This window comes from Alkalibaculum sporogenes (assembly GCF_009362815.1).
In the GTDB taxonomy this organism is placed as follows: Bacteria; Bacillota; Clostridia; order Eubacteriales; family Alkalibacteraceae; genus Alkalibaculum_A; species Alkalibaculum_A sporogenes.
Genome location: NZ_WHNX01000002.1, coordinates 41,471 through 60,450, shown reverse-complemented (window position 1 = coordinate 60,450; position 18,980 = coordinate 41,471). Strand labels below are relative to the sequence as shown.

Below are 18,980 nucleotides of genomic sequence, written 5' to 3'. Positions count from 1 at the left end.
GAGAATAATAAATACAAGTCATAATAGGAGGTTATTCAGTGAAAAAACAAAGAGCTAATGAAATTGCCGCTTCCCCAGTAATGGCAAATGTAACTTACAACGGCCAATCAGTATACATTGAAAATGTCGATAATAATAAGGGAACTGCAAATATACATCCACTTAATCGACCTGAAAACAATGAAGAAGTACCTTTAGATAATCTAGAAGAACATTAAAACAAGCCAACCGCTTTTAAATGGGTTGGTTTTAATCGTTAATATATTACATACTTAATTACCCAAAGGTTATACTATGTACAAGAATTAAACTAAATAACCATAGGAGGAAAATTTTGGGTATATTAGACGGAAATCAAAAGAACGAGCCTATGCACTATGGCGAGGTATATGGTATTTGGAGTTACCTTTTAGCAGCTCAATCTGCATTTGTAGAAAACCAGGTGATGGTTAATCATTCAGGTGATAAGGATTTAAGAAAATTTTTAGAAGATTATAATGTTAATGTGCTTGTTCCAGAAATTAAAGAATTAAGTGAATTATTAAAGAAAAATGGTATTGCATTACCACCTGCTCCTCCAGATAGAGCAAATGCAAATTTAGAGGATATCCCAGTTGGAGCTAGGTTTATGGATCCAGAAATCGCAAATGCACGTGCACATCTTATTACAGCAGGTCTAATAGCGTGTAGTACAATTATGGGATCTTCGACTAGAGAAGATATTGCCACTATGTTCAGTCAATTTCATACTAAAAAGACTAAATATGGTGGTATGATACTAAAGTTATTAAAGAATAAGGGTTGGATCATTGTACCTCCTTTATATAACTCTGGTAGTCACCAAGATTAATTGTACAACCACAAGAATCACGCTTTGGGAGTTTCTCGCGGTTACGCGGTAGTCGCCTAATGTCTGCAAGCAGCCACTTGGCTCATTACTTCGCGATAATAACATAAGAGGATACTATTACTGCTATCCTCTTTATTCACCATTCCCCTTTACTTACCATATCTGCTTTGAGAAATCTTTTCCATACTGTCACTTATCCAATCAATCCAATACTTTTCTGAAAGACCAGCTAGAAGCCCGGTAACCCACATTAACAAAATTATATTTGAATATTATCGATAAAACAGAGAAAAATAATGGCATATAATATTAAAGGAGGCAATATATTTGAGCAATTCTTTAGATAATTGGGATAATTGGAAGAATACTTTGAAGGCTGCAATTAACTTAGGAGATAAAGCTGGATTAACTCAAGAAACTATGTCAAATGTAGGTAGTTCTATTGGTACTTTTTTAGCTAAAAGTGTAGAACCTGAAAACGAAGAACAGCGTTTGCTAAAGGAAATGTGGTCCGTTGCAAATAACAATGAAAAGGAAACTATGACAAGTGTCTTAATAAAAATGATTAATAACTAACTAATATTTTGAATTGGGATTTTATTTATACTTTATAGGATTCACTTGATAACTTTAAATAAAATAACTTATATGATTAATTTAACCTCCAAACAAATTATATGTTTGGAGGTTAGAAAATGGAGTCATCCATAATATTATCTGCTGCTAATAAAATAGCTCCTACTAGTACTGCTTCATCTATAAAGTAACTTCTAACTATTTTGTAATTATACTTATTAGCAATGAAAACTAGTTCCTCTGTATATTCTTTAATTCGCTCAAATAATATATCACTTAATTTAGCTACACCACCTCCAATACAAACTGTGTCAGTTGATGCAATGGCTAAAAAATTCGCAATAGAGAAAGAAAATTCTGCTAATTCATATAAGATTGAATTTATTGGAATATAATCACTTTGACGTAGTCTCGCTTCTATATTTTTTTCCAGAACATATATTTTCTAATTTAGTATAGGCTCCAAGTTTTTTTCTCGCCAGTCGGGAATAATAGTATTGCCTATTTGTTGATTTGTACCTCCTATTTCAACACCTATGTAAGTTTTCATAATTTATTATATAGCACCATATTTCCTCTCAATATCGGCTATCATATTAACCCTATCTTGGTGCCTACCTCCCTCAAATTCAGCCTCAATCCACGAATCTAAAATCATTTTAGCTAACTCAGCACCAACTACTCGCTCACCCATTGAAAGAATATTAGAGTTATTATGTTCCTTTGATAACTTGGCAGTGTATGGCTCGCTACAAACAACTGCGCGAATTCCAGGAACTTTATTAGCAGCTAGAGATATACCTACACCTGTCCCACATACCAAAACACCTCTATCACACTCACCAGCAATAATTGCTTCTGCAACCTTTAAACCATATTCTGGATAATTTACTTTAGAAGTAGAAGTATACGGTCCATAGTCTATACACTCAATTTCTCTACTTTCTAAATGTGAAATAAGTATATTTTTAAGCGTCATTGAAACATGATCACAACCAAAACCAATTTTCATAATTGTCCTCCTTAAAATAGGCAGAATCTAAATTTAGATTCTGCCCTTACATTTATTCTTTTATAATCAATTCTGAATCTATTGGTATCATTTCTGGTTCAATATTAGGATCAATCTGCTTTTTATTCTTCACAGCATTAACCATAGCTTCTAACGAGAATGCTCCTATTGATGCTGGGTCTTGAGCTACTGTAGCTGCTAACATGCCTTCTTGTACAGACTCCCTTGCCTCTATATCACCATCAGTTCCTACTACAAAAATTTCTCCAAGTTTCCCTGCATTGATTACAGCTTGAAGTGCACCTAATGCCATTGTATCGTTACAAGCATAAATACCTTTTAAATCTGGATTTTGTTGGATATAACTAGTAGCAATATCTAAAGCTTTTTGTCTATCCCAATCACCAGGCAAACTACCAACTACTGTCATTCCACTAGCTTCAAATGCCTCAGCAGCACCTTGTTTTCTGTTTTCACCAGATGCATTTCCTGCTTTTCCTTCAATTATTGCAACTTTGCTTCCTGATGGAACATTATCAACTATGTACTGAGCCCCTTTCTTTCCAACTGCCACATTATCAGTCGTAGCAAAACCTATAACACTTCCGCCTTGTGCTTTTAACTGTTCCATATCAATTTTTTCATCAATATTCATTACATATATTTCTTTTTCATTTGCCGCAACCACACCTGGTATTAAATTTACTGGTGATAGAGGAGCTACACCAATTGCCTTGTAATTTTCATTTAATAGACTTTCTAAAATTTTAAGTTGTCCCTCAGTATCTTCTTCATTTTGAGCTGCATACACTTCTACTTTTACTCCCAACTCATCAGCTTTAGCTTCAATTCCCTCTTTCATTTTTACCCAAAAATCGGCTGCTTGTGTCTTTAGTACTACTGCATAAACTTCTTCTTCCTCCTTATCCGCGTTTGCAGCTTCTGAACTACAACCTACAAATGCTGCCATGAAAAACATAGTAACTAGCATAATTAACATTAGTCTTTTCATTTATTACCCTCCTTAAATTTTAAATATATTTACAACCATATTATTTGGCTGAAAACAACATTTGTTATACTTTTAGATTTTTAAAATAACTAGCTCCACCAATAACTCCACTATCTTGATTATGTTCAGCAAAAACTATTTTTAAATTAATATATGGATATGGTTTTCTTAACTTATTTTGTATTTCATGTAATAGCAACTCTTTAGGAAAGTCTTTCGTAAACAAGACTCCCCCCGACAAAATGATAATATCAGGATCGAGTATATTCACTTCTGTTACTATCGGGATAGCTAAAGACTTTACATAATCAACTATTATTGAATGATCTCTATGTAATGTAAAAACATTATCAATATTTGTATCTTTAAAGTTTTCAGATACTAGTTGCAGTAGATATTTACCAGAGCAACGAATTTCTATACATCCTGTATTTCCACATGGACACTTTTCGTCTAGTCCATACATAGGTATATGTCCCAGTTCTCCCGCAGATCCATTACTTCCTTTATAACTTTTTCCTTCAATATAAATAGCATTCCCAAAACCTGTTCCTATATAAAATCCAAGAACGGTCTTCTTTCTCTCTTTATCGAGATTATATTTTTCGATATCATGGTAAAGAAGAAGATTTACATCTCTTTCAATTATCACTTTTAGTTCTAAACATTTGCTTAACTCATTTCCTAGATCGATGTTATCTATTCCTTTTAAATTTGGAGTATTGTATACATAAGATTTATCTTTACTTACCACAGATGGTAAACCTATAACTAATGCTTCAACTTTGCCAAATAAATCGTTTCGATAAATGTATGATTTAATTTCTGCAACAAAACTCTCTACCACATCACCAGTAACTACACTACTAGTATATTTTTGTTCAAAACCTACCACCTGGCCGTCATTCGATACAGCACCAATTCTAAAATTCGTTCCTCCCACGTCAATACCTATAACATATTCCATAGAACTATTACCACCAACTTTCTACTTATTACAGACACTATCCAATTTCATTTTCAAATATATTTAGCATTTTATCCCAAGCAGTTTTTAAATCAGAATCCAGACTAAACAGACCGGATGATCCAACAATATAAACTTCTGCTCCTGCATTATTTAACATCTTAAAAGTTTTTTGATTACATGAGCCGTCTACTTCAATTAAATAATCGTATCCATTTTCTTCTTTAAGAGCCTTTGCCTCTTTTATTTTGTCTAACATCTCCACTATAAATGGTTGCCCTGCATATCCAGGATCAACAGTCATAATAGTAATTTTGTCTAAAAGATGAATGTAGTGTTTTAAAGTTGAGATTGGAGTTGCTGGATTTAGTACTACACCAGCTTTGCATCCAAATGATTTTATTTTATTTATAATTCTAAATGCATTGGTATTTATAGTCTCTGCATGTGGACAAATATATCCAGCTCCAGCTTTTGCTAAACTCTCTATATAATCGTCAGGATTAGTTACCATTAAATGGCAGTCTAATGGTATTTTGCTAGCAGGTTTTATAGCATTTACAAAGTCTGGTGATAGTGTAATATTTTTTACAAAATGTCCATCCATAATATCTACATGATAAAATTCTGCACGCTCATTTAATATTTCTAATTGTTCTTTCATATTTAAAAAATCCATACACATAAGTGAAGGTGAAAACTTTGCTTTCATAGTTGTAACGCCCCTTTTTTTATTTATTTTTTTGTTGCAATAAACCTATCTAATGTAACAGATAAGATAATTAGTCCACCCATTACTATTTGTTGGTAGCTACTAGGTACTGTCAATGCTGTCATTCCGTAGTTTATAATTCCTATAATTAATCCACCAATAACAACACCAAAGACCTTTCCTTTGCCCCCAAAGAAACTAGTGCCTCCTATTATAGCTGCAGCTATTGCGTAAGTCTCAAACCCTGTTGCTGCCCCAGGTTCAGCAGCTCCTACTCTTCCTATTAGTACGATTCCAGCAATACCTGCACATATACCAGATATAATAAATACCATCATAGTGTGTAGTTTGACGTTAATACCTGAATACCAAGCAGCATCTTTATTTCCCCCTATAGCATAAATATTTCTTCCTGCAACAGTCTTTTTTGTAAAAAAGGTTAGAATTACAGCAACACTAATTGCTATAATAACTGGTACGGGAACTCCAAAAATACTACTACTAATGCCTTTAGTAAAAGAAATTGGAAATCCAAATACAGATCTAGCTCCAGATGTTATTAATGTTATTCCCCTGTATATAGCTTGTGTACCTAGTGTTATAATAAATGGATGCAACCCTGTTTTATTTACTAAAAATCCATTTACAAATCCAAGGGCTGCACCAATTAATATTCCTAAAAATATTGCTGTTAGTGGTGGAACTCCGCCTACCATTAATTTTGCTGTGAGCATGCCTGTCAGTGCAGCTATTGAACCTACCGACAAGTCAATTCCTGCAATTAATATTGCGAAGAATTCACCAACAGCTAAGAGAATATTAACTGAACTCTGAGTTAAAATCTGTGAGATACTTGTTGCAGAAAAAATACTTGCTGGTTTCAATATAGCTAGCGCTATTACCAAAACTGCTAAAATACCTACTGTGCCGTATTTCTGCCACATCTCCCTAAACGATACTTCTTTTAGACTCCCACGCCTTAATTTTTTGCTTTCACTTTCCATTTAATTCACCTCTTTTACTTTCCCAGATTCTCCTGTAGAAGCACTAACAATTTTTTCTTCAGTCACATTTTTAATATCAAATGTATCAATAATTTTTCCATCTTTAAAAACACAAATGGTATCACACACAGACAATAACTCTGGTAATTCAGACGATACTACTATGACTCCTTTTCCATCCTCTGCAAGCCTTCTCATAAGTTCATATATTTCACTTTTACTACCTACATCGATTCCTTTTGTAGGCTCATCGAAAATAATAAATTCTGTTCCTACTCCCATCCATTTACCTAATATAACTTTCTGTTGATTACCTCCAGATAACTCTGTTATATTTTGATGAATACTCGTACATTTTACACGAAGATCTTTAACTTGTATTTGTGCTTTTTCTACTTCACCTTTGTCATCTAATAAACCTATTGTCCCTCCTGCTTTTGATTTTTTTAAGTTTGATATAACTGAAATATTTTGCTTTATATCAAAATTGTCCATAAAACCTGTTTCTCTACGGTTTTCTGTAACCATAGCTAAACCATATTTTATTGAGTTATACGGATTTTTAATATCAAGTTTTCGTCCATTTAAGAATACTTCTCCATAAGATTTAGGTCCTGAACCAAAAATAGTATCCATTAGTTCAGTTCTTCCTGATCCTACTAATCCCGCAAATCCTAATATTTCACCTTTATGAGTTTTAAATGATACATTTTTCACTTTACCATCTTTTTTGCTAATATTTTTTACTTCTAATATGACAGGTTCATTTTTAAAATCACTTATATTTTTATTATGATATGTTCCATGAATAGTTCTACCTACCATCATAGTGACCAATTCATCAATCTCTACTTCATCGACTTTTCTTGTTCCGACATATGTTCCATCTTTAAGCACTGTAACTCTATCTCCTATTTCTTTAATCTCTTTCATTTTATGAGATATATATACAATTCCCTTTCCTTCGCTCTTAAGTTGTTTAATGATTTTAAATAAATGTTCAGTTTCAGAAATTGTTAGAGATGTAGTTGGTTCATCCATTACTATAATCTCTGCATTAGAAACTAGAGCTTTAGCAATTTCTAACTGTTGTTTTTCTGAAATGCTAATATTCTCGACAAACACATTCATATCTCTAATCAGTCCAACTTTTAATAATGCCTCACTAGCTTTTTGACGCATAGTAGGGTAATCGATTACACGAATCCCCATAATAGTCTTAACTGGTATTTTACCAACAAAAATATTTTCCATTATTGACAATTCATTAATAACACTTAATTCCTGATAAATTATGCTAATGCCATTTTCATAAGAATCCTTTGGTGTTAAATAATCATACTCCTTTTCATTAACGGTTATTTTTCCTGAAGTAGGTCGGTATACACCACTTAGAATTTTCATTAATGTTGATTTCCCTGCTCCATTTTCACCTAGCAAAACATGTACTTCTCCCGGTTCGATATCAAAAGATATATTATCTAATGCTGTTACACCAGGAAACTTCTTTGTTATATTTTTCATCTTTACTAATGAGCCCATATTTAACCTCCGCTATTAAGTTTATATTCATGTTACGTAATCGATTACGTAAGGCTGAATATAAAAACCAGAATTTTATATTCATCATTAATTAGCAATATATCGCCGTGAATTATTATTTATCTGGTTATAAAGATATTTTATCTGTAAGTTGATTTTCGTACATTTAGAACTACAGGTACTGTTATATTTTTTTCTTGTATTGTTTCCTTATTGAGCAATTTCAGTAATGTTTCAGCAGCGAGTTCACCCAGCTTATCCATATCTTGTGCAATAGTGGTAATTGGTGGATTTGAAAAACTTGAGATTGAGATGTTATCAAAGCCAACTACTTTTACATCCATTGGGACTTTTAATCCTAACTCTTCCATACTATGAATCGATCCTAATGCCATCATATCATTAGTTGCAAAAATTCCATCAAATTCTATTTTAGTTCTGTAAAAATCCGTCATTTTATCTTTAGCAGATTCATAATATGGTGTTGTGAGCACCTCTAATTCTGCCATGTAATTAATATCATGTTCTTTAAGTGCTCTAAGGTATCCCTTTCTTCTATTACGGATTGGTGATACCGCTCTTTCATCGCGCAATAAAACAATTCTTTTACAACCTTTATCAATTAATTCTTTTGTAGCTAGATAACCCCCCATTTCATTATCTGATTGTATAAGAATCTCTGCTTTATCCGGTCTTCTATCAATATAAACAATGGGAATGGAATGTTTTTCGGATATTGAACGAACTTCAGTTTGTCCAGATATATAAATAATCCCATCAACATTTTTTTCAATAAGTTCGATCATGTGTTTTTCTTCTCGTTCTCCATCTTCATTAGAATCACAAATAAAAATCGAATATTTATATTGCAGAAAAAAGTTATTAATAACACGGATTATTTTAGCAAAAAACTCATTTGTTATATCTGGAACAATAATCCCTATTATACTACTTTGATTAGTTCTTAAACATTTAGCACTATTATTTGGAGTATATCCTTTATCCTTAATATACTCTAAAACTTTTTCTTCCGTATTTTTTGAATAGCCACCTTTGTTATTGATAACTCTAGAAATTGTGGCAGTCGACAATCCTAGCTCATTAGCTATATCCATCATTGATAGCTTCTCGCTCATAATGTCCCTCCGTAACTTCTATAAAACATTTACGTAATCGATTTCGTAGTGTATTTTCATAATATCAGCTATTATTATAATTGTCAATTCAGATTTATAAATTTATTTATTATTATCGATTTCCCAAGTTATATACTCGTAAAATTAGAAAACATCTTTATCCATCAATAAGTCCGAAGCATCAGAAAAAAATTGTTCTAAGCCATGTTCATCTATACCAATACTCTCTAATGCCTCTTTAGATAGATTATATATTAAGCCATCTACACCTAATCCAATTCCTAACATCATTGTTATTGCATCTGCTACATGTACAATTGAAGTGAGTTTAAAATTCACTGTTGCTTTTTCTGGTGTATGGTGATAAGCTATGGCTTCTATTAATTCGTCAGGCAAATTCCATTTTTTAGCTACCTGAGCGCCAATCTGTGAATGATTAAAACCTAAAACCATTTCTTCAACTTCAACAAATGAAAGGTTTGGGTTTTCTTCAATTTTTATCATTATTTCCTTAGAATAATCAACTAAATAATAACTTATTATCATCTTTCCTATATCCCTAAGCAAACCCGCTACATATGCTTGATCTGCATATGGGTATCGTATTTTTTTTGATATATACCTTGATATCATTGCACATGATTGAGATTGGATCCAAAGTTGATTTTCATCTAATCCATAACCTGGTACTTTTTTTATCATTAAGCCATTTACCGAAGCTGCTAATGTCATGCTTTTAATTGCTTCAAAACCCAATAATGTCGAAGCCTCTGAAATAGTACTAATCCTTCTGGCGTATCCATAGTGAACAGAGTTTGCCAACCGTAAAATCCTAGAAGTTAATCCCTGATCCTTCATAATAACCCGCTCTATATCTTTAACAGTCGAATATGGATCTTCAGTAAGCTTTATAACATCATTTACAATGGTAGGTAAAGCCGGTAAATCATTTACTTTTTTCGTTATATTATCTAGTACTAGCTTTTCCATTATTTCACTCCTAATCATATTTAAAATTATTAATTGGTTTTTATCCTTATAATATCGGTAAAAACTTGATTAATATTAACCATTACTCTTATTTATTCTAAATTCAACTTATCAACAAAAATTTTTAGTTACAAAAATTTAATGAAATCTATAATTACAAGATAAATGACAATACTATATATATTCTATGATCATTTATATTAGCAAAAATACAATAAAAGTAGGAGATTAAATGAGAATTACTTATGAAGATATTAAGAATAATCAAGACAGTAGAACACTCAAAAGTACATATAGATCTTGAAAATAGATCTATTTCTCTCGACTTAACAATAGATACTAAAATTAGTTCCTTAATGGATTATTTCGAAATATTTCTCACTAGGATGCTTATGTGTAGAAAAGCTGCAAGCTTTCTAGATTTAAAATTTGAATTAGTTATGAATGGAACTCAAATACTCTAGTATCAACTAATTACTATTTAATATGTATAGAGGGCTATTTAAAATAACCCTCTATACAATATTTTTATGAATTTCTCCCGTTAAACCCAGTTTTAGCAATAAACTTTTTTTTACTAATAGAAAGTGCATCATATATATCTTGGGGGATTTTATTGCCCTTATATATAAGAGTTGTTTCTTTATTTCTTTGATTGTAAGAGAACCAATACTTAAACTTTGTTGAAAAGTAGATGGATGCAGGTATTGTAAGCATGGACAAAATAGAAAAAATATTGACTAAAATATCTTGTTCTAGATTCTGAGCTATAAATCCTAATAGTAAAAATAAAATACCAACTATTATTAGAAGAATATTTTTAGTATTGACCCCATTAAAGTAGAAAGTATTTTTTTTAGAATTATGCCAAAATCCGTAAATGAAATATCCTTTATAAATCATAAATCCTCCTAATACAAATTTATTTTTAAAATTTTATAAAATTAAACTGTTATTAACCTCACAAATTCTATTCCATATTCATTATGACATATAATCATTTTTTTTGAAATACTAGAATTCAAATCATTTTCTGTGCTTGCACTAAAAAGGGAAATGAATTCTAGGAGCAAGTCGAAGCAATCAGCGTAGGATAAAGCAGACTCTACGTACAATCGTACAAATTTATGATATACTATTTCTATAATATATACAATAAGGGGTGGTTTTTATGAATAACCAAAATTTTGAGGAGGAAAAAGTTGAGGGAATTGGAGGATGGTTTCTTTTTTATATCATTAGCTTAATAGCAGGTATATTTATGGTTGGAAATATTGTTATGACTTGGGATAGTGTAATCCAGCATGGAGCTTTAGTTTCTTCATCAATATATATTGTCTTAGCTATTGGCATCTTGTTTTTAGCACTTTTTCTATTAAGTATCTACAAAAAATCTATATTAACACGAGCATATGCTATAACTGTAAGTGCATACGTAATTTGTTTTAATATTATAGGATTAATATTCTTTGATAACAACAACTTATTAAGTATCATCGTCTCTACTATACTAGCTATAATATGGATAAACTATTTTTGTAAATCAAAAAGAGTTGCTAATACTTTTATTAATAACTATGGAGATTTATCTAAAATCTTTCTAAAAATATTATTTATATCAATATTTGCATTACTAGCTGTAATACATATTATTTTAGTTGTACTTGTTACAGGAATCCTTCCAAGTTTATTTACATTAATTTTACCTGTATTATCAGAAATGTTCTGGTTTATAAATTTCTGGATCAATCATGGATTTTTAAATGAGTTTACATCTATACTTATATTATATTGTTTTGGTATAGTTATTCCTTTCTTAATAATGTTATTTTACTCACCAAATAACAAATAATGAATTCCATAAATTCATTTTGTATTTTTCAATATTCTTTTTAAAACTGATTTAATTTGTAATAATGGGCATACCAAGAAAGCATCTTAATTAAGATACTTTCTTGCCCTGTAATTTAGGTTTAAAATCTATGGTATTTACGTTAAAATTGTATTTTTGCTCAACAAAAATCTGATGCCATAGCATGAAAATAATAATTGTCCATAACCTTCTACTATAATCAATTTCGCCTTTCCTATGTTTTTCTAACATATTAAGACTATTCTCTTTATTAATGTATTGATTAGTATCACTTTCTTTTATAATTGTTTTAGCCCAATCATACATTTCACTTTTTAACCAATGCTTAATAGGAACTGGAAAACCTAATTTTACTCTGTTTTTTGTTGGCTCAGGTATAGTATCTTTAAAGGCTTCTCTCAATAAGTATTTAGTTGTTTTATTTCTTATTTTTTCATTAACTGTTAATTGGGATCCTATTTTAATTACCTCTTTATCCAAAAATGGTACCCGTGCCTCTAATGAATTTGCCATTGTCATTCTATCTGCCTTAACAAGAATATCTCCTCTTAGCCAAGTATGCATGTCAATGTATTGCATCTTTGTAATATCGTCATATAATTCAGCCTCTCTATAAAACGGTTTCGTAATTAAATCGGATGAGAAATTAGGATTATACACTTGTAATATAAACTCTTTTTCTTGTTCGTTAAATATATGTGCATTGCCAAAATAACGTTCTACTAATGGTGTACATCCTCTATAAACAAAGCTTTTTCCTTTAGTCCCTTCAGAAAGTCTAGAGAAAGCATTTTTTAATATTTTCTTTATAGAATTTGGCATATAATCAAATATCCTCAAAGAATTAGGTTCCCTATAGATATTATATCCTCCAAATATTTCATCTGCACCCTCTCCTGATAAAACAACTTTAACATGTTTTTTAGCTTCTCGTGCAACAAAGTATAAGGGAATAGCTGCTGGATCTGCTACAGGACCATCCATATGCCACGTAATCTTAGGTAGTTCGTTCATAAATTCTTCTGGTGTTATTATTTTACAGAAATGATTAAGGTTCATTTGAGAGGCAGTTTCCTGTGCTAAGGGAATTTCACTATATCCATCTCTTTCAAATCCTACAGTAAATGCTTTAATATCAGGATTAATTTCTTTTGCTAATGCTGCAATAATAGTAGAATCTATTCCACCTGAGAGAAAAGTTCCTACTGGTACGTCACTTCTCATATGCATTGATACTGAGTCTTCTAATGTTTCTCTAATTATTTTAATTTTTGCTGCAGTAGAATCTTTTGTTAATTTAAATTGCATGTTTGCATATTCATTAATGATGCATTTTTCACCTAGTTTTTTTTCTATTGTATGCCCGGGTTTTAGTATAGATATAGGATTTAAAAGTGTTTTCGGCTCAGGAACATATTGAAATGTCAAATAATGATGTAATGACTCCTGATCAATCTCAAAAGACACTCCATCAATTAACATCAAACTTTTCTTTTCTGATGCGCAGTAAAGCCTATCATTCTCCTCTATATAATAAAAAGGTTTAATTCCAAATGGATCCCTTGCTCCAAATAGTGTATTGGCTTTTTTATTCCAAATAACAAACGAAAACATACCTCGTAAATACTCAACCACTTGGGAGCCAACTTCCTTATACAACGCTATAATTACTTCTGTGTCTGATTTTGTCGTTAATACTATACCCATATCAATTAGTTTCTGACGCAATTCTATATAATTATAAATTTCTCCATTAAAAACAATATGATAATCTCCACCATCAAAAGAAAAAGGTTGATGTCCTTTTTCTAAATCTATAATACTTAGTCTTTGAAAACCTAAGTAGATATGATCATCTTCCCATGTCCTACATTCATCAGGGCCACGATGTTTAATTATCTCAGTCATTTTATTTAGTGTACTACTAATACTTAGGTTATAAGTTTCGTCTGTAACGATCGATACAAATCCACACATATTTTACTCTCCTATTCTAATTATAGTAAAAATTTTTCTTACTAGAGTAATATTGTTCATAATAAAAATATTACATAGATCATTGGTTCTTATTTACCATTGTATATATATACCTTTATTTTCGTTTAAAAGTTTTCTTTGTTTATATATTTGATAATTTCTTTAATCTTGTTCTTAATAATTGACATGAGATATACACTCCATGACTTATCTTTACACAAAAAAAAGACTATTAAGTTGAGTAATCTTAATAGCCTGTGTTTATATAATTAAAACTCATTGCATATCCATATTCTATTACTAAAATATATAATATACGTGTTTAAACAGTAACTGGAACTTGATTATCATCTAGTAACCAAGATACTTTTGATAAATTTGGTAAAGTAATCCCTAACGATTCCTTGAGAACATCTTCTACAGTTTCAACTAGAATTATATCTAATTGTTTATTTACTTCTTGGGGAACATCACTTAAATCTACTTCATTATCTTTTGGAATTAGCACCTTTTTAATCCCTGCCCTTTGAGCAGCTATTAATTTCTCTTTTAATCCCCCTATAGGAAGTACTAAACCACTTAGTGTTATTTCTCCCGTCATTGCAGTAGTTCCACTTACTTGTATCCCAGTAGCTAACGAAGCTAATGCAGTAAATAATGCAATCCCAGCGGAAGGGCCATCTTTAGGCACTGCTCCAGATGGAACGTGTATATGCAAATCTTTTTCTTTAAATGATGCAGTATTGATAGGAAACCTGGATTTGAGTATGCTTAATGATATTTTAGCAGATTCCTTCATAACCTCTCCAAGCTTTCCAGTTAAAGTAATTTGTCCGTTTCCTATCATATCTTTTGCTTCTATAAATAGAATTTCTCCTCCTACAGAAGTCCAAGCCAAACCTGTTACAACCCCTGGTGGATTGCTGTCTTGTGCCAAATTGTGACGTTTAACTTTTTTTCCTAAGTATTCTTGTAGATCTTCTGGTTTTATTATAAAAGGCTTCTTTATATTCCCTAAAACTACTTTTTCTGCTGTTACTCTAGACAAAGCGTCCAAACGTTTTTTTAAACCTCTAACTCCAGCTTCAAGAGTATAGTCTTCTATTATTTTTTTCAATGTTTCATCTTCAATTTGAAGATCATGTTCTGTTAAACCGTGTTCTTCAGTTGATTTTTTAATCAAATGGTCTTTAGCAATACAATATTTTTCTTTAGATGTATAACTAGATACCTCAATTATTTCCATCCTGTCTAATAAAGGCCTTGAAATATTTGCTAATGAATTTGCAGTAGCTATAAACAGTACATTAGACAAATCGTAGGGAAGGTCTAAATAGTGATCAGTAAAAGTATTGTTTTGTTCTGGGTCAAGGACTTCAAGCAGGGCACTAGCAGGGTCACCGTTATACCCAGTCATTAATTTATCAACTTCATCTAAAACCATAACAGGGTTCATACTTCCTGCTTTTTTAATGCTAGCTAAAATACGTCCAGGTAAAGCACCAACATATGTTCTACGATGTCCACGTATTTCTGCCTCATCTCGAATTCCTCCAAGGCTTAATCGAATATACTCTCTACCCAAAGCGTCAGCAATGCTTTTTCCTAAACTTGTTTTGCCTGTTCCTGGTGGTCCCACTAATAGTAAAATCGAACCTTTTTTGTCTTTTTTCATCTTCATTACAGCTAAGTGTTGTATAATTCTATCTTTAACTTTTTCTAATCCATAATGTTGTTCATTTAAGATCCTTCTCGATTCAATAATATCAATAACTTCTTCTTTGTTTATATGCCAAGGCAAAGCTAATATAAAATCAAGATAATTCCTTATTACATTATAGTCTGGACTACTTTGACTCTGATTTTCAAATTTTTGCAACTCTTCTAATGCAACTGCTTTAATTTCATCAGGCATATTAGCTTTTTCAATTCTGTAACTATATTCTTTCTCTTTAGCTTTCGGTTTTCCATCTTGAAGTTCTTCTTGTATTAATCTAAGTTGCTCTTTTAATGCAGCTTCTCTATATTGTTTATTTGCTTTCTCATTAAACCTCTTTGACATTTCAATTTGTATCTGTAAAGTTTCCTTTGATCTAAGAAAATAATCTATAAAAAGTAAACTCCGTTCTTTTAATGATAATGTTTCCATAATACTATATTTTTCATTGTTTGAGAGTGGAAGGTATTTAACAATATCTCCTATGAGTATGTTCAAATTATCAATATTACTAATATGATTACTACTTTCTTGTGAATTCCTAAATTTTTCAGATATATCTAAAGCAATTTTTTTAATGTACTCCATTATTTCATATTGGTTTTGTTCGTTGATATCGACAATTTCATCTATATAAGTTACTTCACCAGAAATCAGGCTCTCGGTAACAACAAGATTTGATACTTCAACGAATTTTTTTATAATTACTTGAAACACGTGATCCTTCTCAATAGTTTTCAGTTCATCTACTACAATAGATACTCCAATTTTATTAAAATCCTCTGTATTTAATTCTGATCTTTTTTTCTTATTCTTTAGGGGTAAAGCTATAATCTCTTTATTATCATTTAGTAACATTTCTATCTCATTATCAGTTAAGTGATTAACTGGCAAATTATAGTTCATTCCAGGTAATAGCACAATATCTATTATGGGAATTATCATATTATTTCATCCTTTCTAATAATCTTTTTTACTACTTTTGTACTTTTAGAGAAGTAAAGAATTTTGAATTATAGTAACCATCTCTCGTAATATTGCTTTATCTGATATTTCATATCCAGTGGAATTTAAAGCAATTGCCTTAATAGGATAAATTAACAATGCCCATATATTTTCATTCTTGTAATCAATCAATATACCACGTTCTTTATATGATGATAATATATTGTTTAAAGATGTGGGTACCTTTAATGTATTACATCCTTTTTGCAGAGAAGGACAGTTACTAAATTGTTCAGTAAAATGAAATGTTTCTCTATTTCTCATAATATAGTAATAGTATTCATAGAGTATAATTTCAATTAACTGCTCACCTGTCAAATTACTAGTTACTCTCTTTTGAATAATCTCAAATACTTCATATGCATATTCTTCGTAAATATCTCGCATCATCTCTTCTTTATTCTCATAATAAATATAAACAGTAGCTGGAGATATGCCAGCTAGCTTAGCAATCTTAGAAATAGAAGTGCCGTGAAATCCTCGTTCTAATATTAACTTGATTACAGCATTTTTAATACTCTTTTGTTTTTCATCGTCTTTCGTTCTCATGGACAAATCACCTTTATATTTATAGTACTTGCTTTTATTATAAATGAACATTCATTTATTGTAAAGTATATAATTAAGCGACCAATATACAATTTACTTTTATACTTGATCGCTTTTTAGTCCCAATCCAATATTTTATTTTTGAGATGTGTTTATATTTATCAAAATTCTTTTTTATGAACAATTTTTATCGAAACTTTTATAGAGATAAATATTAAAAAAAATATTATTATAGGTGATACGTAAGACATATGCCTTAGTACTTGTTCATCAGGCAAAGAAAATCCAAAATTAGAAAACAACATTATAATCATAGAAGGAATTAGAAATGTGGCTAACATCAACATCCTTCCTTTTTCCACTCCAAACTTAAAAAGCAAGGGTAATGTTAATGTTAAAAATACAAGTGCAATACCTCCAAGCCCAGCTGACATTAGTAAAGCATCTACAATTTCTAGCTCTTTAGAAAAAAACACCATTAATGAACTCAGTAAAGCTACAATCACAATAGCACATAAAATAAGTATAATGCTAAAAATATATTTGCTTAGAACAAGGGTTTTCCTTGATACAGTAGTGGAGAGAGCAAAACTATCCCATTTGCACTTCTCATCATAAGAGAGCGTGGTAATTGGCATCATTGCACAGATCAACACTATTACCATTCCTAACATACTTACATTTTTAAATGTAACAGCGTAGATTATATAAAAAAACAGTAATGCTATTATCGTTTTCCCTTGCTTTTTCATAGCAAGAAGATCCTTAATAAGTAGTCCCTTCATTATTTCCCCCCCTTAATTTGAAACAACATTATATCTTCAATACTTGCATGATCAATAATGTAATTTCCTTTAAGATTGCTCTTTCTTATTAAAGCTTCTACACCAAACTGATTCTTCCGACACCCAATAATAATTTCTTTATCTAATTTTTCATAATCGCTATTAGAGCATTTGAGGATACCAAAGTCGTATAGTAAACTATCCTTAGCCTCGCTAAACACAATTTTGCCATTGTGTATAAATGTAATATAATCTGCTATTTTTTCTAGATCACTGATTATATGAGATGAAATTAATATAGAGTGATCTTCATTTTGAATGAAATCTAAAAAAATATCTAGTATCTCATCTCGAACAATTGGGTCTAAGCCACTCGTTGCTTCATCTAATATAAGTATCTTTGCATGATGTGACATAGCCACAGCTAAAGATAATTTCATTTTCATTCCTCTTGAATATTCATTTATGGTCTTCTTTAAAGGTATACTAAACTTTTTGAGATACGAATTGAATATACTATCATCCCAATTGCAATAGATGTATTTCATTACTAAGTTTACATCCGATGCAATCATATTATCCGGAAAATTACTTTCATCAAATACTACTCCGATATTGTCCTTTATTTTCTTTTCATTTTTTATATTATCTAGACCAAAAACGTTAACCTCTCCACAGTCTTTATTAATAAGGTTTAAAATAAGTTTAATAGTTGTACTTTTACCTGCACCATTTTCTCCTACAAATCCCATAATACTCCCTTTAGGTAATTTGAAATTAATATTTTGCAGATGAAACTCATCGTATTTTTTTGATAGATTGCTAATTTCAATAGCATTTTCCACTATTTTTCCCCCTCTTTATAAAGCATACTTATCATTTCTATAATTTCCTCAAGATTGATTCCAGATATTTGAGCTGAATCTATAGCCTTCTGCAGGTACTCTTCAGTAATTCTCAAATGTTCCTCCCTTATAAAATCAGCACGTTGACATGATACAAAACTACCCTTTCCTGTTATTGATTCAATAAAACCATCTCTTTCTAAATCTTCATATGCACGTTTGGTTGTAATAACGCTTATTCTCAGTTCTTTAGCAAGCAAACGCATAGAAGGGAGCGCATCGCCTTCTTTAAGTTCACCTATTAAAATCAAATTTTTTATTTGAGATGTTATCTGTTCATAAATTGGTTTCACGTTTGTGTTACTTATTATAATATCCAACAGATTACCCCCGTATAACATAAGCATATTGTATATACTCATTATATA

21 protein-coding genes are annotated in these 18,980 nt (G+C 30.8%); 5 read left to right on the top strand and 16 right to left on the bottom strand.

Annotated elements, in window-relative coordinates:
* Positions 1-38 precede the first annotated feature (38 nt).
* The 3 genes from GC105_RS01315 (at position 39) to GC105_RS01305 (ending at position 1,426) form a co-directional block, all read left to right on the top strand.
* Complete coding sequence (locus tag GC105_RS01315) at positions 39-218, top strand: small acid-soluble spore protein H (RefSeq protein ID WP_343029922.1); 180 nt, start codon at positions 39-41, stop codon at positions 216-218.
* 116 nt (positions 219-334) lie between these two features.
* Positions 335-850 (top strand): DUF3231 family protein, encoded by a 516-nt coding sequence (locus tag GC105_RS01310; protein ID WP_152800903.1) that lies wholly within the window; start codon positions 335-337, stop codon positions 848-850.
* 327 nt (positions 851-1,177) lie between these two features.
* Positions 1,178-1,426, top strand: a complete 249-nt coding sequence (locus tag GC105_RS01305; protein WP_152800901.1) for a DUF3243 domain-containing protein — start codon at positions 1,178-1,180, stop codon at positions 1,424-1,426.
* Between the two features lie 112 nt (positions 1,427-1,538).
* On the opposite strand, the gene GC105_RS17675 is transcribed toward GC105_RS01305, so the two are convergent.
* The 9 genes from GC105_RS17675 to GC105_RS01260 all read right to left on the bottom strand — a co-directional run bounded on the left by GC105_RS17675 (position 1,539) and on the right by GC105_RS01260 (position 9,801).
* Positions 1,539-1,847, bottom strand: coding sequence for an ROK family protein (locus GC105_RS17675; protein WP_425481509.1), 309 nt, complete (start codon positions 1,845-1,847; stop codon positions 1,539-1,541).
* 135 nt (positions 1,848-1,982) lie between these two features.
* A complete protein-coding gene (gene rpiB, locus GC105_RS01295) occupies positions 1,983-2,438 on the bottom strand; it encodes a ribose 5-phosphate isomerase B (protein ID WP_152800899.1) in 456 nt (151 codons plus the stop codon).
* 52 nt (positions 2,439-2,490) lie between these two features.
* Complete coding sequence (alsB, locus tag GC105_RS01290) at positions 2,491-3,450, bottom strand: D-allose transporter substrate-binding protein (protein ID WP_152800897.1); 960 nt, start codon at positions 3,448-3,450, stop codon at positions 2,491-2,493.
* 64 nt (positions 3,451-3,514) lie between these two features.
* Positions 3,515-4,417 (bottom strand): allose kinase, encoded by a 903-nt coding sequence (gene alsK, locus GC105_RS01285; RefSeq protein WP_152800895.1) that lies wholly within the window; start codon positions 4,415-4,417, stop codon positions 3,515-3,517.
* 37 nt (positions 4,418-4,454) lie between these two features.
* Positions 4,455-5,129: a D-allulose 6-phosphate 3-epimerase gene (alsE, locus tag GC105_RS01280; protein WP_152800893.1), complete on the bottom strand. Its 675-nt coding sequence runs from the start codon at positions 5,127-5,129 to the stop codon at positions 4,455-4,457.
* A 23-nt stretch (positions 5,130-5,152) separates the two neighbouring features.
* A complete protein-coding gene (gene alsC, locus GC105_RS01275; RefSeq protein WP_152800891.1) occupies positions 5,153-6,133 on the bottom strand; it encodes a D-allose ABC transporter permease in 981 nt (326 codons plus the stop codon).
* Positions 6,134-7,675 carry a sugar ABC transporter ATP-binding protein gene (locus GC105_RS01270; RefSeq protein ID WP_152800889.1) on the bottom strand — a complete coding sequence of 514 codons (1,542 nt, stop codon included), beginning with the start codon at positions 7,673-7,675 and terminating at the stop codon, positions 6,134-6,136.
* Between the two features lie 140 nt (positions 7,676-7,815).
* Positions 7,816-8,811, bottom strand: a complete 996-nt coding sequence (locus GC105_RS01265) for a LacI family DNA-binding transcriptional regulator (RefSeq protein WP_152800886.1) — start codon at positions 8,809-8,811, stop codon at positions 7,816-7,818.
* Positions 8,812-8,955: 144 nt separating this feature from the next.
* Positions 8,956-9,801: an HDOD domain-containing protein gene (locus GC105_RS01260; RefSeq protein WP_152800884.1), complete on the bottom strand. Its 846-nt coding sequence runs from the start codon at positions 9,799-9,801 to the stop codon at positions 8,956-8,958.
* 245 nt (positions 9,802-10,046) lie between these two features.
* On the opposite strand from GC105_RS01260, the gene GC105_RS01255 reads away from it, so the two are divergent.
* Positions 10,047-10,265: a hypothetical protein gene (locus tag GC105_RS01255; protein ID WP_152800882.1), complete on the top strand. Its 219-nt coding sequence runs from the start codon at positions 10,047-10,049 to the stop codon at positions 10,263-10,265.
* 64 nt (positions 10,266-10,329) lie between these two features.
* On the opposite strand, the gene GC105_RS01250 is transcribed toward GC105_RS01255, so the two are convergent.
* Positions 10,330-10,704 (bottom strand): hypothetical protein, encoded by a 375-nt coding sequence (locus GC105_RS01250; protein WP_152800880.1) that lies wholly within the window; start codon positions 10,702-10,704, stop codon positions 10,330-10,332.
* Between the two features lie 268 nt (positions 10,705-10,972).
* On the opposite strand from GC105_RS01250, the gene GC105_RS01245 reads away from it, so the two are divergent.
* On the top strand, positions 10,973-11,653 hold the full coding sequence (locus GC105_RS01245; protein ID WP_152800878.1) for a DUF2569 family protein: 681 nt from the start codon (positions 10,973-10,975) through the stop codon (positions 11,651-11,653).
* 90 nt (positions 11,654-11,743) lie between these two features.
* Here the strand turns inward: GC105_RS01245 and asnB are convergent, their stop codons facing one another.
* The 6 genes from asnB to GC105_RS01215 form a co-directional block, all read right to left on the bottom strand.
* On the bottom strand, positions 11,744-13,651 hold the full coding sequence (asnB, locus tag GC105_RS01240) for an asparagine synthase (glutamine-hydrolyzing) (protein ID WP_152800875.1): 1,908 nt from the start codon (positions 13,649-13,651) through the stop codon (positions 11,744-11,746).
* Positions 13,652-13,973: 322 nt separating this feature from the next.
* Positions 13,974-16,313 carry an endopeptidase La gene (gene lon, locus GC105_RS01235; RefSeq protein ID WP_152800873.1) on the bottom strand — a complete coding sequence of 780 codons (2,340 nt, stop codon included), beginning with the start codon at positions 16,311-16,313 and terminating at the stop codon, positions 13,974-13,976.
* 45 nt (positions 16,314-16,358) lie between these two features.
* Positions 16,359-16,922, bottom strand: a complete 564-nt coding sequence (locus GC105_RS01230; protein ID WP_152800871.1) for a TetR/AcrR family transcriptional regulator — start codon at positions 16,920-16,922, stop codon at positions 16,359-16,361.
* Positions 16,923-17,083: 161 nt separating this feature from the next.
* Positions 17,084-17,707: an ABC-2 transporter permease gene (locus GC105_RS01225; protein ID WP_152800870.1), complete on the bottom strand. Its 624-nt coding sequence runs from the start codon at positions 17,705-17,707 to the stop codon at positions 17,084-17,086.
* Positions 17,707-18,552, bottom strand: a complete 846-nt coding sequence (locus GC105_RS01220; RefSeq protein WP_343029921.1) for an ABC transporter ATP-binding protein — start codon at positions 18,550-18,552, stop codon at positions 17,707-17,709. The genes GC105_RS01225 and GC105_RS01220 overlap by 1 nt, the downstream gene beginning before the upstream one ends.
* A complete protein-coding gene (locus GC105_RS01215; RefSeq protein WP_152800868.1) occupies positions 18,552-18,932 on the bottom strand; it encodes a GntR family transcriptional regulator in 381 nt (126 codons plus the stop codon). Before GC105_RS01215 ends, GC105_RS01220 begins: the two co-directional genes overlap by 1 nt.
* Positions 18,933-18,980: the final 48 nt, after the last annotated feature.

What these genes read in the sequence shown, in the direction of transcription:
- rpiB (WP_152800899.1), bottom strand. Translation starts at nt 2,438, where the DNA reads ATGAAAATTGGTTTTGGTTGTGATCATGTTTCAATGACGCTTAAAAAT.
- alsB (WP_152800897.1), bottom strand. Translation starts at nt 3,450, where the DNA reads ATGAAAAGACTAATGTTAATTATGCTAGTTACTATGTTTTTCATGGCA.
- alsK (WP_152800895.1), bottom strand. Translation starts at nt 4,417, where the DNA reads ATGGAATATGTTATAGGTATTGACGTGGGAGGAACGAATTTTAGAATT.
- alsE (WP_152800893.1), bottom strand. Translation starts at nt 5,129, where the DNA reads ATGAAAGCAAAGTTTTCACCTTCACTTATGTGTATGGATTTTTTAAAT.
- alsC (WP_152800891.1), bottom strand. Translation starts at nt 6,133, where the DNA reads ATGGAAAGTGAAAGCAAAAAATTAAGGCGTGGGAGTCTAAAAGAAGTA.
- GC105_RS01270 (WP_152800889.1), bottom strand. Translation starts at nt 7,675, where the DNA reads ATGGGCTCATTAGTAAAGATGAAAAATATAACAAAGAAGTTTCCTGGT.
- GC105_RS01265 (WP_152800886.1), bottom strand. Translation starts at nt 8,811, where the DNA reads ATGAGCGAGAAGCTATCAATGATGGATATAGCTAATGAGCTAGGATTG.
- GC105_RS01260 (WP_152800884.1), bottom strand. Translation starts at nt 9,801, where the DNA reads ATGGAAAAGCTAGTACTAGATAATATAACGAAAAAAGTAAATGATTTA.
- GC105_RS01255 (WP_152800882.1), top strand. Translation starts at nt 10,047, where the DNA reads ATGAAGATATTAAGAATAATCAAGACAGTAGAACACTCAAAAGTACAT.
- GC105_RS01250 (WP_152800880.1), bottom strand. Translation starts at nt 10,704, where the DNA reads ATGATTTATAAAGGATATTTCATTTACGGATTTTGGCATAATTCTAAA.
- GC105_RS01245 (WP_152800878.1), top strand. Translation starts at nt 10,973, where the DNA reads ATGAATAACCAAAATTTTGAGGAGGAAAAAGTTGAGGGAATTGGAGGA.
- asnB (WP_152800875.1), bottom strand. Translation starts at nt 13,651, where the DNA reads ATGTGTGGATTTGTATCGATCGTTACAGACGAAACTTATAACCTAAGT.
- lon (WP_152800873.1), bottom strand. Translation starts at nt 16,313, where the DNA reads ATGATAATTCCCATAATAGATATTGTGCTATTACCTGGAATGAACTAT.
- GC105_RS01230 (WP_152800871.1), bottom strand. Translation starts at nt 16,922, where the DNA reads ATGAGAACGAAAGACGATGAAAAACAAAAGAGTATTAAAAATGCTGTA.
- GC105_RS01225 (WP_152800870.1), bottom strand. Translation starts at nt 17,707, where the DNA reads ATGAAGGGACTACTTATTAAGGATCTTCTTGCTATGAAAAAGCAAGGG.